This window comes from Nonomuraea sp. NEAU-A123 (assembly GCF_018603905.1).
GTDB lineage: Bacteria > Actinomycetota > Actinomycetes > Streptosporangiales > Streptosporangiaceae > Nonomuraea.
The window spans coordinates 247,636-262,678 of record NZ_JAHFZZ010000011.1 but is presented as its reverse complement, the minus strand read 5'-3'; the positions used below and the strand labels follow the sequence as shown (position 1 = coordinate 262,678).

11 protein-coding genes and 4 tRNA genes are annotated in these 15,043 nt (G+C 68.1%); 9 read left to right on the top strand and 6 right to left on the bottom strand.

Annotated elements, in window-relative coordinates; translation table 11 throughout:
• The first annotated feature begins 76 nt into the window (after nt 1-76).
• The 4 genes from KLK06_RS32945 (at nt 77) to KLK06_RS32930 (ending at nt 459) form a co-directional block, all read left to right on the top strand.
• Nucleotides 77-148, top strand: a tRNA-Gly gene (locus KLK06_RS32945).
• A 16-nt stretch (nt 149-164) separates the two neighbouring features.
• Nucleotides 165-235, top strand: a tRNA-Cys gene (locus KLK06_RS32940).
• 55 nt (nt 236-290) lie between these two features.
• Nucleotides 291-362, top strand: a tRNA-Gly gene (locus KLK06_RS32935).
• A 22-nt stretch (nt 363-384) separates the two neighbouring features.
• Nucleotides 385-459: transfer RNA gene (locus KLK06_RS32930), tRNA-Val, on the top strand.
• A 48-nt stretch (nt 460-507) separates the two neighbouring features.
• On the opposite strand, the gene KLK06_RS32925 is transcribed toward KLK06_RS32930, so the two are convergent.
• Nucleotides 508-1,902: an amino acid permease gene (locus KLK06_RS32925; protein ID WP_214638954.1), complete on the bottom strand. Its 1,395-nt coding sequence runs from the start codon at nt 1,900-1,902 to the stop codon at nt 508-510.
• A 217-nt stretch (nt 1,903-2,119) separates the two neighbouring features.
• Between KLK06_RS32925 and KLK06_RS32920 the strand changes: the two genes are divergently transcribed.
• Nucleotides 2,120-3,292, top strand: coding sequence for a cytochrome P450 (locus KLK06_RS32920; protein ID WP_214638955.1), 1,173 nt, complete (start codon nt 2,120-2,122; stop codon nt 3,290-3,292).
• A 1-nt stretch (nt 3,293) separates the two neighbouring features.
• On the opposite strand, the gene KLK06_RS32915 is transcribed toward KLK06_RS32920, so the two are convergent.
• Both KLK06_RS32915 and KLK06_RS32910 read right to left on the bottom strand, forming a co-directional pair.
• Nucleotides 3,294-4,121 (bottom strand): SAM-dependent methyltransferase, encoded by an 828-nt coding sequence (locus KLK06_RS32915; protein WP_214638956.1) that lies wholly within the window; start codon nt 4,119-4,121, stop codon nt 3,294-3,296.
• A 114-nt stretch (nt 4,122-4,235) separates the two neighbouring features.
• Nucleotides 4,236-6,599: a LuxR C-terminal-related transcriptional regulator gene (locus tag KLK06_RS32910; RefSeq protein WP_214638957.1), complete on the bottom strand. Its 2,364-nt coding sequence runs from the start codon at nt 6,597-6,599 to the stop codon at nt 4,236-4,238.
• Between the two features lie 226 nt (nt 6,600-6,825).
• On the opposite strand from KLK06_RS32910, the gene KLK06_RS32905 reads away from it, so the two are divergent.
• Nucleotides 6,826-8,889, top strand: coding sequence for an NB-ARC domain-containing protein (locus KLK06_RS32905; protein ID WP_214638958.1), 2,064 nt, complete (start codon nt 6,826-6,828; stop codon nt 8,887-8,889).
• Nucleotides 8,890-9,121: 232 nt separating this feature from the next.
• On the opposite strand, the gene KLK06_RS32900 is transcribed toward KLK06_RS32905, so the two are convergent.
• From KLK06_RS32900 to KLK06_RS32890, 3 genes are all read right to left on the bottom strand, one after another.
• Nucleotides 9,122-9,580, bottom strand: coding sequence for an ATP-binding protein (locus tag KLK06_RS32900; RefSeq protein WP_374197168.1), 459 nt, complete (start codon nt 9,578-9,580; stop codon nt 9,122-9,124).
• Between the two features lie 211 nt (nt 9,581-9,791).
• Nucleotides 9,792-10,529 carry an aspartate/glutamate racemase family protein gene (locus KLK06_RS32895; protein WP_214638960.1) on the bottom strand — a complete coding sequence of 246 codons (738 nt, stop codon included), beginning with the start codon at nt 10,527-10,529 and terminating at the stop codon, nt 9,792-9,794.
• Nucleotides 10,529-12,082, bottom strand: a complete 1,554-nt coding sequence (locus KLK06_RS32890) for an NCS1 family nucleobase:cation symporter-1 (protein ID WP_214638961.1) — start codon at nt 12,080-12,082, stop codon at nt 10,529-10,531. Before KLK06_RS32890 ends, KLK06_RS32895 begins: the two co-directional genes overlap by 1 nt.
• Before the next feature lie 152 nt (nt 12,083-12,234).
• Here KLK06_RS32890 and KLK06_RS32885 point away from each other — a divergent pair, with 152 nt between their 5' ends.
• From KLK06_RS32885 to KLK06_RS32875, 3 genes are all read left to right on the top strand, one after another.
• Complete coding sequence (locus tag KLK06_RS32885) at nt 12,235-12,846, top strand: helix-turn-helix domain-containing protein (protein WP_214638962.1); 612 nt, start codon at nt 12,235-12,237, stop codon at nt 12,844-12,846.
• A 103-nt stretch (nt 12,847-12,949) separates the two neighbouring features.
• Nucleotides 12,950-13,462, top strand: coding sequence for a calmodulin-binding protein (locus tag KLK06_RS60345; protein WP_250906186.1), 513 nt, complete (start codon nt 12,950-12,952; stop codon nt 13,460-13,462).
• Nucleotides 13,463-13,865: 403 nt separating this feature from the next.
• A complete protein-coding gene (locus tag KLK06_RS32875) occupies nt 13,866-15,008 on the top strand; it encodes an FAD-binding oxidoreductase (protein WP_214638963.1) in 1,143 nt (380 codons plus the stop codon).
• The last annotated feature ends 35 nt before the right edge of the window (nt 15,009-15,043 follow it).

The following is a 15,043-nucleotide window of genomic DNA, read 5'->3' as shown; positions in this document are numbered from 1 at the left end:
GCACGCCCGCTCACCGCACACGTGCACTCTCCGAAGGCGATATGGTTTTCCCGTGGCCGGTCATCGCCGGAAACACGCGGAAGTGGCTCAGTGGTAGAGCATCACCTTGCCAAGGTGAGGGTCGCGGGTTCGAATCCCGTCTTCCGCTCGGAGTGCAATCTCCTGGTGGAGTGGCCGAGAGGCGAGGCAGCGGCCTGCAAAGCCGTCTACACGGGTTCAAATCCCGTCTCCACCTCGGTCGCCGGACAGCGGACCCTCGCGGGTCCGCTAAAGTTGACGTGTAGCACCACGCGGAAGTGGCTCAGTGGTAGAGCATCACCTTGCCAAGGTGAGGGTCGCGGGTTCGAATCCCGTCTTCCGCTCGGAGTTTCTCTAACTCGACAAGGACGATTAGCTCAGCGGGAGAGCGCTTCCCTGACACGGAAGAGGTCACTGGTTCAATCCCAGTATCGTCCACCACTACAGCCCCAGCTCATCTGAGCCTGGGGCTGTTGTCATACCGGACAGCTATTGCGACTCCAGCACAGAGTGCCGGCGGCCGTAAGCGAAGTACACGATCAGCCCGAGCACGAACCAGACGACGAACCGCAGCCACGTGACCGGGTCCAGAAAAGTGATCAGCCAGAGGCTGAAGAGCACCCCGACAGCCGGCACCACCGGCATTCCCGGTGTCCTGAACGAGCGGGGCAGGTCGGGCTGCCGATAGCGGAGCACGATCACCGCCACGCAGACGACCACGAACGCCAGCAGGATCCCGATGTTCGTCAGCTCGGCCGCCTCCCGGATAGGCAGGAACCCGGCGATCGCCGCCGAGGCGGCGCCCACGATCCAGGTGACCCGCGACGGCACCCGCCGCACCGGGTGCAGCTTGGCGAACCACTGCGGCAGCAGCCCGTCCCGGCTCATCGAGAACCAGACCCGGGTGACGCCGAGCATGAAGGTGAACATGACCGTGAGGATGCCCACGATCGCCCCCACCGCGATCACGGACGCCAGCCCGGACAGCCCGACCGAGGCGAACGCCGAGGAGAAACCGCTCTCCGGGTCGATCTGACGGTAGTTCTGCATGCCGGTGAGCACCAGCGTGGCCAGCACGTACAGCACCATGGAGATGGCCAGCGAGTAGATGATCGCCTTCGGCATGTGCCGCCGCGCGTCCCGCGACTCCTCGGCCGCGGTGCTCATCGCGTCGTAGCCGAACACCGCGAAGAACACGGTGGCGGCCCCGGTGATCGCCCCGCCGATCCCGAACGGGAAGAAGGGGTGGTAGTTGGCGGTGTTGATGTGGAAGAAGCCGACCACGATCACCAGCAGCACGACGGCGACCTTGATGCTCACCACGATCGTCTCGAACCTGGCCGCGGCGCGGATGCCGAGGTTCAGCAGGAAGGCGATGAGCAGGCACAAGAGCACCGCGAACAGGTCCACCACGTGTCCCGCGCCGGTGCCGGGCGCGCCGAGCATCCACGCGGGCAGCCGGAACCCGAGCTCCTGAACGAGGAAGCCGAAGTAGCCGGAGATGCCGATGGCCACCACCGCGACGATCGCGGTGTACTCCAGCAGCAGGTCCCAGCCGATGAACCAGCCGACGATCTCCCCCAGGACCGCGTACCCGTAGGTGTAGGCGGACCCCGCCTTCGGGATCATTCCGGCGAACTCGGCGTACGAGAGCGCCGCGGCGGCGCTGGCGACCCCGGCGATGAGGAACGACACGAGCACGGCCGGTCCGGCGGTCTGGTTGGCGACCGCGCCGGCCAGGGCGAAGATCCCCGCCCCGATGATGCCGCCCACGCCGATGGCGGTGAGCTGCCACAGACCGAGTGACCTGGACAGTTCGCCCTCGTGTTCGGTGGCGATCTGTTCCACCGGTTTGCGTCTGAAGACGCCTCGCGAAGTGACCATGACGACTCCAGTGACTGATTGTCAACCCCGTGCGTCCGGTCTTCCCGCCCAGAGCGTCCCTAAGCCCATGTGAATGCCGCCGGGCCGTACATGGTTGTCGATTCACGTACTGTCCGCGGGCGCTTGGTCAAATGGGCGCTACGCGGTCTAATGACGGGTGTGAGCTCTCGCGGAGTGGTGCCGCGGAGCTTGGTCGTTGGCGCCTTGTGGAGGAAAGATGACCGCATCGGCGGTGGACATCCTGGCGAACATCGATTTATTCGCCGACGACCAGCGCGAACATCTCCTCGCGGCGCTGGCCGTCGCGCGCAAGGAATGCCCGGTCGTGCACACGCACAGCGACGGTGGCTACTACCTGGTCACCCGCTACGAGGACGTCCGCGCGGTCTGCCTGCGACCGGCGATCTTCAGTTCGGCGCAGCCGGGGCTGCGCGGCGTACCGGTCCGCCTGATCCCGCTGGATGTCGACCCGCCGGAGCACCGTCAGTACCGCAGGCTCCTCGACCACTACTTCTCGCGCTCATCCCTGCTCCGCTACGAGGATCAGTTGCGCGAGATCGCCCGGGACGCCATAGCGGGCTTCATCGGCGACGGCCGCCTGGAGATGGCGCGTGACTACTCGGTGCCCTTCATCGCCGGGTCACTGGCCCGGGTCGTCTTCGCCACCGACAATGTGGAGCTGATGAGCCGGGGGGTGGCGGCGGTCAAGCGGTGCGCGATCGAGAGCACGCCCGAGACGTTCGAAGCGGTCGCCCTGCTGGCGATGGAGGCGATCGCCGAGGCCGGCGACCGGTCGGCGGCCGACCGGAATGTCCTCGGCGCCCTGGCCGGGGCGAGCATCGACGGGCGGCCCCTGACCGCCGGGGAACAGGTGGCGATCGTCACCACGCTGCTGCTCGGTGGCCTGGACACGACGCGCGGCGCGATCGTCAACATCGCCTATCATCTGGCCACCCGCGAGGATGTCGAGCCGATCCTGCGGACCCCGGTCTGGTGGCGCGGGCCGCTGGATGAGTTCCTGCGCTTCGAGACGACCGTGGCGTTCATGGCCCGTACGGTGACTCAGGACACCGAACTCGCCGGAACCCCGTTGAAACCCGGAGATCGGGTCGTCGTGCAGTTCTACTCGGGCAATCGCGATGCCGCGCGCTTCGACCGCCCCGACGAACTGGTCTTCGACCGGCATCTCAACCCGCACCTGGCGTTCGGGGCGGGTGTGCATCGCTGCCTCGGCCAGCACTTCGCCCGGATTCAACTGATGATCGCCTTCGAGGAACTGCTCAAGCAGGCGACGAACTTCCGGCTTGAGGAGGGCGCCGACATCCCGCGTCAGGCCGGCGTGCCCTTCGGCAGCCCTGCCGAGCTGCACCTGACCTTCGACCGGCGCTGAGCTAGGGGCGAGGCGCCGGCCCGGTCTTGCGGCCGACGCCGACGATCACCCACGCCTTGTCCGGCCGCTCGGACAGGAATGGGCTGTCGGGCTGCCACTCACGGACGTACACCAGACCGGGATCGACCAGTTCGAGTCCGTCGAAGAAGGGCAGCACCGTCTCGCGCGTACGGGCGCCGCCATCGGCCTGGCCCAGCATTTTCCGGTAGATGCTGACGATCGGCTCCGCGGCCTCCGGGCGGGAGTCGAAGACGACATGCGTGATGACGATGTGGCTGCCGACCGGCAGCGCGTCACGCAGCTCGGCCACGCGCCGGAAGGGGTCGCTGCCGTCGGGGATGTACTGCAGGACGCCGAACAGCAGCACCGCCACCGGCTGGTCGAGGTCGATCACCTCGCGCAGGTCGGGGTCGGCGAGCAGTGCGGCGGGGTGCATGATGCCGCCCTTGACGACGGCGGTCCTGGGCCCCTTGGCGAGGATCGCCCTGCCGTGCGCGAGCACCACCGGGTCGTTGTCGACGTAGACCACACGGGCGTCGGGGGTGCGGGATCGGACCAGTTCGTGCGTGTTGAGGTCGCTGGGGAGCCCCGAGCCCAGGTTGATGAACTGGGTGAGGCCCTGCTCCACGAGAAACCGGATCACGCGTACGTGGAACGCCTGGTGCTCTTGTGCCATGACGCGCACTTCCGGCGCGGTGGCCAGCACCGCCTCCGCCGCCTCTCGGTCGACGGCGAAGTTGTCCTTGCCCCCGATGAAGTAATCGTGCATGCGAGCGAGGTTTGGTGTGCTGGAATCGATACCTGCGGACCACCGGGCCTCGTCACTCATGCGTTGCATCCTCCACAGGTCGAATAGCTCTTCGATTATGCCCAACGACAGCAAGCTACGCCGCAGACAGGTGGCCCGAAAAGCCCCAGGGGACGATGAACCAACCGGATTCGGTCAACCGCGCGCGTCCCCGGACTCCTCATCCGCGGCTCGGGCCTGATCCCCGACCCACACGGCGATCTGGGCGCGTGAGTTGAAACCGAGTTTGTTGAGGATGTGCTCGATGTGCGCTTCGGCGGTGCGCTGGGCGATCACCAGTGCCGCGGCGATCTGCTTGTTGGTCATCCCTTGGGCGACCAGCGCGGCGATCTCCCTCTCGCGGCGGGTGAGCCGCGCCGGGTCCGCCTGCGCCTTCTCGTCGGGGGGAGTGTCCTCCTGGAGCGCGTAGCCGAGCGCCTCATCGTAGGAGAGCCGGGCACCTCGCTTGACCGCGGCGTCGAAGGCCGAGTCTCCGAGAGCATGGCGCGTACGGCTCTCGCATTCGTCGTGATAGCGCACCAGGTGCCCGAACCCGGACAGTGGCGCGCCGATCGACCGCCAGACGGTCTCCAGGATCCCCAGCAGCCGGGCGGCCCGCGGGTAATGCCTCTCCGTCGCGGCGATCCAGGCCAGCACCTCGAGATTGACCCCGACACCCAGCGGATCGTCGAGCGAGCGATTGAAGATCAGGCTCTGCTTCTCGAGTTCGGTCGCGCGGTGGAGGTCTCCCTGCCGCCACACCTCCACGCCGAGCGCCATCATCGTGTACGCCTTGTGCCAGCCCTCCCCGTAGGCGTCGCACACGGCCAGGCAGTCTTCGCCCAGGGCGATGGCCTGCGACGAGTCGCCCAGGTACGAGTGCGCGAGGGACAGCCGGATGAGGGCCAGGGCCAGACCGACCGGGTCCTCGGTGGTGCGGTGCCGCGCCACCGCCTCTTCGTAGAGGCTGATCGCCGATTCGGTGTCGCCGCGGTACATGGCGGTCATGCCCGAATAGAGCGCGACATAGCCGCGGACCAGCTCGTCCCCCAACTGCTCCCCCAGAGCCCGGCACTCGTCCAGCATGGCCGTGGCGGAGGTGATGTCGGCCTGGATGATGGCCAGCCAGCTGTTGGCCCACAGCGCCCTGGCGCGTACCTCGCCCGGTTCGGTGTCCAGGACCAGCCCCCGGCCCAGCCAACGCCGGCCTTCGGCGAGGTAGTAGCTGGTGATCCAGTGATAGAGCAGGTCGGCGGCCATGCCCAGGCCGGCCCTGACCTCCTCCGAGTCGCCGTAGTAGCTTTCGAGAGCGGTACGCAGGTTGGCGTGTTCGAGCTGCAGCCGGGTGAACCAGGTCACCTGCGACGGGCCGAACAATTCGGCCCGCGCCCGGGCCGCCACTGCCCGGTAGTAGTCGCGGTGTCGCCGTTGCAGCGCCATCTCCTGGCCCGAGGCGATGAGCCGTTCGCGGCCGTACTCACGGATCGTGTCCAGAAGCCGGTACCGCACGCCGGGACGGTGCTCCTCCCGCAGGAAGACGGACTTGTCGACCAGGCCGATCACCAGGTCGATGACGTCCTCGCGGCTGAGGCCGTCGCCGGAGCAGACCGCCTCCGCCGCCTCCAGATCCAGGCTGCCGGCGAACACCGACGCGCGCTCCCACAGCAGCCGCTCCCGCTCCGAACACAGGCTGAAGCTCCAGTCGATCATCGCGCGGAGCGTCTGGTGGCGGGGCAGCGTCGCCCGCGACCCCGCGGTGAGCAGCCGGAACCGGTCGTCCAGCCGGTCGAGTAGCTGCCCGACCGAAAGCGCCCGCAGCCGGACCGCCGCCAGCTCGATGGCCAGCGGCAGGCCGTCCAACCGGCGGCAGATCCGCAGCACGGCGTCCTGATTGTCCTCGGTGATGGCGAACGTCGGCAGGATGGCCCGGGCCCGCTCCGTGAACAGCTGCAGCGCGTCGCACTGCATGAGCGCCTCGATGGGCATCCCCGGATGGTCGGAGACCGGCAGCGGAAGCGTCGGCACGGGCAGCGTCTGCTCGCCGGTGATCCCCAACGCCTGTCGGCTGGTCGCCAGGATCCGCAGCTCAGGGGCGGCACGCAGGAGCGTCTCGGCCACCACGGCGCACTCGTTGACCAGGTGCTCGCAGTTGTCGAGGATCAGCAGCGTCTGCTTGTCGCGCAGATGCCCGATGAGCACCTGCATGGGCGAACAGACGGTATGGTCGCGAATCTCCAGGGCCTCGGCCACGACCTGGGCGAGCAGGTCCGGATCCGTCAGCGCGGCGAGTTCGACCAGCCAGACGCCGTCGCGGAACGCCCGCCGCACCTCGTTCCCCACGCGCAGGGCCAGCCGGGTCTTGCCCACCCCGCCCACGCCGAGCAGGGTCACCGCACGGGATGTGGACAGGAGCTGTTTGACCTCGGCCACCTCGTGCCGACGTCCGACGAAACTCGTCACCTCGGCCGGCAGCCAGCCGATCTGCTGCCGCCGGGAGTTGCCCGCTACCACCGTTGCCATCGACGCCTTCTTGTCGGCCCGGTCAGCAGGTCACCGCTGCACGGTATCCGGGCCTCTCACTATCCAGATTATGCCCAGGCCGATTCATACGCACAGGGCCGATGGCGCGGTGGTGAATCTGGACGTGTGGACATAACCTGGTGGTGATGGCGCGGTTACCGAAGCATCAGGTGACCCGCCTACGACGCAGGGTGAATGTGGTGGTGACAGGCACCAAGAGCCGACCATGTCGAGTCCATTGGTAGACATACCCGGCCTCATCGGGCGCAGGCACGAGATGTCGGCGGTGCGGCGCATGCTGGGCGGCACCCGGTTGCTGACCCTGACGGGCACCGGCGGAGTCGGCAAGACCCGGCTGGCCATGCAGGTGGCCAAGGCCCTGCGGCGGACGTTCGCGCACGGGGTGGAGCTGGTCGAGCTGGCCTCTCTCGAGGACAGCGACCTTCTGGAGCCGACCGTCGCCGCCGCGCTCGGCTTGCGGGAGATGGCCCCCTCCTCCATGACCACGCTGGTGAACTACCTGGCCGACCGACGGATGCTCCTGGTGCTGGACAACTGCGAGCACCTGCTGGAGGCGTGTGCCCACCTGACGGGCTCGCTGCTGCGCGGCGCCCCGCGGCTGCGGATCCTGGCGACCAGCCGGCAGGCGCTCGGCGTGTACGGCGAGCAGGTGCTGAACGTGCCGCCACTGTCGGTACCGGACCCCGGCGCCGCGATACGCGACATCCTCCGCCACGACGCGGTCCGCCTGTTCGCGGAGCGAGCGGCTCAGGTACAACCCGAGTTCGCCGTCGACACGGCCAACGCCGAGACGGTGGCCCGGCTGTCCCAGCGCCTTGAGGGCATCCCGCTGGCGATCGAGCTGGCCGCGGTACGGCTGCGTACGACGCCGGTGGAGCAGCTGATGCGGGAACTGGACCAACACTTCGAGGTGCCGGCCGCGAACGCCCCCTCCCCGCTGCCACGGCACCAGTCGCTGCGCGGGACCCTGGACTGGAGTTTCGGGCTGTGTTCCGCGGCCGAGCAGCGGTTGTGGAGCCGGCTGTCGATGTTCGCCGGTGGCATCGAGCTGGAGGCGGCGGAGGCGATCTGCTCGGGAGCGGAGATCGACCAGCCGGACGTCATCGACCTGATCACCGGTCTGGTGGACAAATCCGTGCTCATCGCGCAGCAGCGAGAGCTCGGGGTGCGCTACCACATGCTCGAGAGCATCCGCGCGTACGGCCGTGAGCGGCTGACCTCCGCCGAGACGAAGGTGCTGGGCAGCCGCTACATCGAGCACTACCGGCGCGTGGTCGAGCGGCACCGGTTGGATCGGCTCTCCCCCCGTCAGCTCGAGGGCCTCAGGACGTTGCAACTGGAGAGTCCCAACGTGCGCGTCGCGCTCGACCTGTGCTTCGGCCGGGCCGGCCGGCCCGCTGTGGGGCTGGAGATCGCCTCGGCGCTGTGGATCTTCTGGATCATCGCCGGCTCCATCACCGAGGGCCGGCACTGGCTGGAGCGTGGCCTGCGACTCGTGCCGGAGGCGAGCACCGAGCGGGCCAACGCCCTGTGGGTCGACGGCCTGCTCGCCCTCCATCAGGGCGACCTGAAGACGGCCATGCCGCGGCTCGCGGAATGTCATGATGTGGCCCGGCGGCTGGGTGACACGTCGGCTCTCGCGTTCGCCACCCAGGTATCGGGCATCGCCGCGTTCTCGGCAGGTGATCCCAAGCAAGGTCTCGCGCTCCTGGAGGAGGCGCGCGCCGGACACCTGGCCGGCGGCGATATCGACGCCGCCAGCATCAATCTCTTCTATGCCGCCGCCTATGGCTCGGCCGAGGTGCCGGAGCTCGGCATCAGCCTGAGCGAGCGGTTCCTCGCGCTGTCCGAGGCGCGGCAGGCCCAGGTGTCACGCGGGTACGCGCTGTTCGCCTTGGGCATCGCCGCGTGGAACCAGGGTGACTGGCGCAGGACCGAGTCCCTGATGAGGGAGGCGACCGAGTCGCGGAGCTTGATCAACGACCGGTGGGGCCTCACGCAATGCCTGGAGGTCCTGGCCTGGACCGCCTGCGCGCAGGGCCGGTATGAGCGCGCGGCCCGGATACTCGGCGCCGCCCACCCGCTGTGGCGGGCGATGGGCGCCTCGCCGACCCGGCTGTTCCCGCACGTGCGCGGGCACGAGCAGTGCATGGCGCGGGCACGTGAAGAACTGGGTGGGCGGGTGTTCTCGGCGGTCTTCCGCCAAGGGTCGCGGCTCGGGGTGGAGCGCGCGATCACCTATGCGATCAAGCAGTCCGACACCGAATGACCGCTGCCCGAGATCAGAAGGGAACGCCGGGCCGATCTCGGCGGTGACCCGATCGACTCCGGCGTTCCTTCTGAGGGGGTTCAATATGGTTCATAGATCAGTACGGCAGCCGCCGTCCTGACGGCGTCCGCAGATCTGGCCGGTCGTCTGTGGTGCGGATGGGGCGCTTGCGGACCCGGATCTGACGCATGGACTCTCTCTCGTTGCCTTTCAGGAGTGCGGGCTTGCGGGCTCAGCCTTCGGCGATGGCACAGGCCGGCAATTCGAACCAGACGACCTTTCCCCGGCCGGTGCGGACGGTGCCCCAGCAGCACGACAGCAACTCGACCAGGCGGAGCCCGTGTCCTCTCTCGTCGTCCGGGCGGGGTGTGCGCACGCGCGGCAGTTCGGGATTGGTGTCCTCGACCTCGACACGCAGCAGCCCGTCCTCAGCGGAAAAGCTGAGGTCGACGGTCCCCTGCACGTATTTCAGCGCGTTGGTGACCAACTCGCTGACGAGCAGTTCGGCGACCTCGCCCTGGCCGGTGTATCCCCAGTCGCTCAGCAGTTCACGGGTCAGGTGGCGCGCCTTGGGCACGGAGCAAGGCTTGTGCGGGAGCCTCCATGAGGCCGCCCGTCGCGCTCCGGCGAGGCGGTCATCCTCCAACCTGTGCCGGCCATGCACACCATCCCCAGACAGCGCAGACCCCATCCCTGCTCCAAGCAGTAGCTGGCGAAGCATCGCGCCTCGCGGTCGGGAACGTAGGGGGGCGGGCTTGGGGGGCTGGTGCTTGTACATGGCGCGGAGCCTCGATCCTCACTTCCGGGCGGAACTGGTATTGGTCACCAGCCTTTCTCACGCCCCGCAATGACGAGATGTGATAAATCCCCATATCACTACCTATTTCCGAGTACGTAGGTACCTACTCGACGGTGAACTCGCGCAGGAGACCTGCGTACTCCTTGGGCCGCGGCGGGGCGTACTCACCTCGCGTGCTGGTTCGCAGGCCGAGCGAGACCAGCGCCTCCACCAGCTTCGTGGCGACGGCGACGCCGTCGATCACCGGGAAGCCCACCTCACGTGAGACCTCCGCGCAGAACGCCGCCATGCCCGCGCAGCCCAGCACGATCGAGTCGCTCCCGTCCGCCTCGGCGGCCGCGGCGCACAGCTCGGTGACGACGCGCCGCGCGTCGGAGGCCGGATCGTCCAGTTCCAGTACCGGGATGTCGCAGGCGTGCACGCCACGGCAGGCGTTGGCGAAGCCGTACTGATGGGCGAGGTCCCAGGCGCGGCCGACCGTTCTGGACAGGGTCGTCACGACGCTGAAGCCGCGGCCGACGAGGGTGGCGGCGTGCATGGCCGCCTCGGCGATCCCCACTACGGGCCCGGACGCCAGCTCCCGCGCGGCGGGCAGGCCCGGGTCGCCGAAGCAGGCGATGACGTATCCATCGACCCCGGCGTGCTCGCCCGCCGCGATCTCGGCGAGCAGGCCCGGCACGGCCAGCGCCTCGTCGTAGTGGCTCTCGATGGAGGCGGGGCCCATGCTCGGGCTGACCGCCGTGATGGTGGTCGAGGGTGCCGCGACCGCCCGGGCGCAGAGGCCGATGGCCTCGGTCATGGCTCGGGCGGTGTTGGGATTGATCACCTTGATGTGCGTCATCAACGCGCCTGGGCCGCTCCGTCCAGCGCCTGATCACCGGCGGCGATCCGGGGCGAGCGCCGCTCCAGCACGACCAGCGCGACGAACCCGAGCCCGCAGCCGATGAACCAGCTGTAGTCGGCGATCCACGTCAGATCGACCGTCATGACTCCGAGGTCGAGCAGCATCTTCGGGACGAGGACGGAGGCGATGGCGGGCAGCCCGCTGGCGATGATCGCCCAGATCGCGTTGGGGTTGTAGCCGTTGCGGAACCAGTAGCGCCCGGCCGTGTCGAGGGTGAACAGCTCGTCCACCCATACCCGCTGCCGGGCGCAGACGTAGTAGCCGGCGATCAGGATCCCGAACAGCGGGCCGATGAGCGCGCCGAGCAGTCCCAGCGTGTAGTGGATGGCGTCCGGGTTGCTGTACCAGTTCCAGGGCGTGAGCAGCACCGAGCCCACCGCCGCGATCATGCCCCCGGTGCGCCAGCTGATGCGTTGCGGGCTGACGTTGGAGAAGTCGAAGGCCGGGGAGATGAAGTTGGCCACGATGTTGATGCCCACCGTCGCGAGGACGAAGGTGAGGCCCCCGAGCAGGATCGCGAACGGCGTGTCGATCCGCTGGACCGTGTGGATCGGATCGGTGATCAGCTCACCGAACACGGGCACGGTGGCCGACGCGGTGATCACGGTCAGCAGCGAGAAGAACAGGAAGTTGATCGGCAGGCCGAGGAAGTTGCCCTTCTTGACCGCCGCGAACGAGCGCCCGTACCGCGAGAAGTCGCCGAAGTTGAGCATCGGCCCGGAGAAGTACGACACCACCAGCGCGATCGCGCCGAGCATGACCGAGATGGACTCGCCCAGGCCGAGACTCTCGCCCTTGGACAGGTCCAGGCTGATGTTCTCCCATCCGGCCTTGCTGACCAAGTAGATGGCGAGCACGACCATGACGACGTAGACGGCGGGCCCCGCCCAGTCGATGAACCGGCGGATCGCCTCCATCCCCTTCCAGAACACCGCCGCCTGCGCGACCCAGAGGATGGCGTAACAGATGTAGCCGAGCGGCGGCAGGCCGAGGAAGCCGCCCTCGTTCAGCGCCGCCGTGGCGGGCCAGAACTTGAGGAAGATGATGATGAGCGACTGCGAGGCGAGGTAGGTCTGCACGCCGTACCAGGCGATGGCGATGGCGCCGCGGACGATCGCGGGGATGTTCGCGCCGAGCACGCCGAAGACGGCTCGGTTGATCACCGGGTACGGCACGCCGGTGGCCTGGCTGGGCTTGGCGACCAGGTTGCAGAACACGTTGACGATGACGATGCCGGCGATGAGCGAGAACAGCACCTGCCAGCTCGCCAGGCCGAGGGCGAACAGGCTGCCCGCGGTGACGTAGCCGCCGATGCTGTGCACGTCCGACATCCAGAAGGCGAAGATGTTGTACGACGTCCAGCTCTGGTTCTTCAGCGGGGCCAGGTCCTCGTTCGTCAGGCGAGGGTCGTAGCCGGACTCGGCGGGTGTGCCCGCCGGTTCGATCAGGGCTTCGGGACTGGGCCGAGGTGGGGCGCCGGATTCGGTCATTGCGGCATCCTGGAGGGTAGTGTGCGGTCTGGATCAAGGTCCGTTTGGGGAGTGCGCACGAAGTGTTAAGTCAGCGCTTAACGCTTGCTGTTAACGTATGCCTTAATCCATTGCGTTCGCGTTAACCCCCTGTGACAACTGGTGTGGAGGTCATGGCCAGCGATACGGGCATGGAAGCGGTCAGCAACGAGCTGCTCGGCCAGCGGCTTCGCGACCTCCGCGTCCAGTCGGGGAAGTCCCTGCGAGCGGTGGCGCGCGAGCTGGGCATCTCGGCGAGCGCCGTCTCCCAGATCGAGCGGGGCATGATGCGCCCGTCGGTGAGCAGGCTGATCGGCTACGTCTCGGCCATCGACGTGCCGCTCGCGGCCGTCTTCGACGTGCCGGACACCGCCTCCGCCGAGCCGGAGGAGCCGGCGGACGCCCGCGCGTTCGCCATCCGCCGCTCGTGGGAGGTGTCGGCCATCCAGCTCAGCGGAGGTGTGACCTTCCGCCGGCTCTCCCCCGTACCGACGCCCGACGTGGAGTTCTTCGAGTCGACCTATCCGCCGCAGGCCGTCTCCACCGCCCACGGCCAGTTCCTGAAGCACGACGGCTACGAGGTCGGCACCGTCACCGCCGGCGAGCTCACGATCGAGTTCGAGTCGGAGGTCGTCACCCTCGCCAAGGGCGACTCGATCACGTTCCCGTGCAGCCGGCCGCACATCATCGGCAACCGCTCGGAGACCGTCACCGCCGTCGCCACCTGGCTGATCGTGCATCACTGACCCTTCGCTCGACTCGATAGCTTTATGTAGTCGAACAGTTACGTTAAGTAGTTTTGCCGCCGGGAATCGGTGCAGAGGACCTCTCCCGACTGGAAGGCAGCCGATGCGCATCCCCACCCGCGCGGCATCATCACTCGTCATCGCCGCGTTGCTCGTCTCAGTCACGACCGCACTTACGGCCGCGCCGGTTCAGGCCGCCACGGCACGTTCGTGTCTGCCCGCGTCCCTCCAGAGCGCGCAGGCCACATCAGCGTCGCGGGCCGCCGCGGTCGCGCCGGTCTACTTCGAGATGCGCACCATCGAGAACGCGCCGTTCGTCTTCCAGCTCACCGACCCCACCAAGATCGAGCACGCCCGGCGGATCCTCAGGGGCGAGGAGAAGGACGAGGTGCACGTGGTAGGCCGGATCGTCAAGAGACCGGCCCCGTACAACCCGCACTGGAGCTTCCACTACGACCCGAACTCGATCGACTTCTTCGCGATGGCCATCGAGGTCTGTGACGCGACGGTGTCGTACGTCGAGGAGCATCTCGACGAGGCATGCGGCGCCTTCCTGCCCGGCTGCATCTTCTGCCCCTGGACCTCGAGGCTGGTCCGCGAGGCCACCCCCGCCTGACCACCACCCCGCACGGTGCCGGGAAGCCGGCCCCGGCCACGAACCACCCTCCGCACAGCCGAAAACCTCCGCGGTCACGCCCGCGGAGGTTTTCGGTCTGAAAGGCAAGGCCGACGGCCGACAGCTCTCAGGAACGCTCCAGAATATTCAGCATCCACCAAACCCACTAAAAGACGTCCATATCCCGAAAACGGAAAGCTAGCTCACTTTCAAGCCGTTTATCTAATTTGACCATAATCGGTTTCGGAAGATCTTCTTCCCCTTAATGTCATGCACCATAACCGCTACCTGCGCCTATCGCGCACGGGCCGCGCCAGCAAGATCCCCGCCGGATAATCAACGAATAGTCAGGAAATGTAGAAAATATTTGCGAATCCGGCCCGAAATATGATCGATTACCACCGTGAGAGATTTTCTCGTCGTAGGCGGCGGGATGGCCGGTGCCAGCGCGGGATACTTCCTCGCTGAGTCCGGCAGTGTGACGCTGCTCGAGATGGAGCACGCCCCCGGCTACCACGCGACCGGACGGTCGGCCGCGCTCTTCTCCGAGTATTTCGGCAATCAGGCCGTACGAGCGCTTACCACCGCGAGCCGCCCGTTTCTCACCACACCACCGCCCGGCTTCGCGGACGGTCCGCTGCTGACCCCGCGTGGCGTGCTGACGTTGTGCCCGGCGGGCGCGGTGGACGCGGCGGAGCGGTTCGCCGAGATGCTGGCCGACGGGCTGTCGGCCCCCACCCCGGTCCGTGAGCTCGATCCGGACGAGGTGCGTCGGCACTGCCCGATCGTGCGGTCCGGATGGTACAGCCGCGCCCTGCTGAAACCCGCGGCGATGGACATCGACGTGGACGCGCTCCACCAGGGCTTTCTCCGCGGCATCCGGGCGCGCGGCGGCCAGGTGATCACCTCGGCGCGGGTGCGGAGTCTGTCCCGGCGCGGCGGGCTCTGGCGGGCGGCCACCGACGCGGCCGAGTTCGCCGCGCCGATCCTGGTCAACGCGGCCGGGGCGTGGGCCGACGAGGTGGCCGTGCTCGCGGGGGTGCGGCCCGTCGGACTGCGGCCGCTGCGCCGCACCGCCTTCCTCGTCGATCTGCCCGGCGGACTCGACGCGACCCGCTGGCCGATGGTCACCGACGTGGCGGACACCTTCTACTTCAAGCCCGAGTCGGGACGGCTGCTCATCTCGCCGGCCGACGCGACGCCGATGCCGCCCGGTGACGTCCGTCCCGAGGACCTTGACGTCGCGATCGCGGTAGAGCGATTACACAAGGCCACCACGTTGGAGATCCGCAGTGTCCGGCACGCGTGGGCCGGCCTGCGTAGCGCGGTGGCGGACGAGACGCCGGTGGTCGGCGAGGCACCGGACGCGCCGGGCTTCGTCTGGCTGGCCGCGCTCAGTGGTTACGGGGTGCAGACCGCACCCGCCGTCGGCCGGATCGCTGCCGCGGCGGCGCGGCGCACGCCGCCGGATGTCGCGTACGCCCACCTCTCACCGGAACGCCCCCTGCTTGACCAGCGCACATGGAACGGCATGGAACGCCTATGAGTAAGGCGCCAGGGGCGTGGCACCGGCTCAGGTCC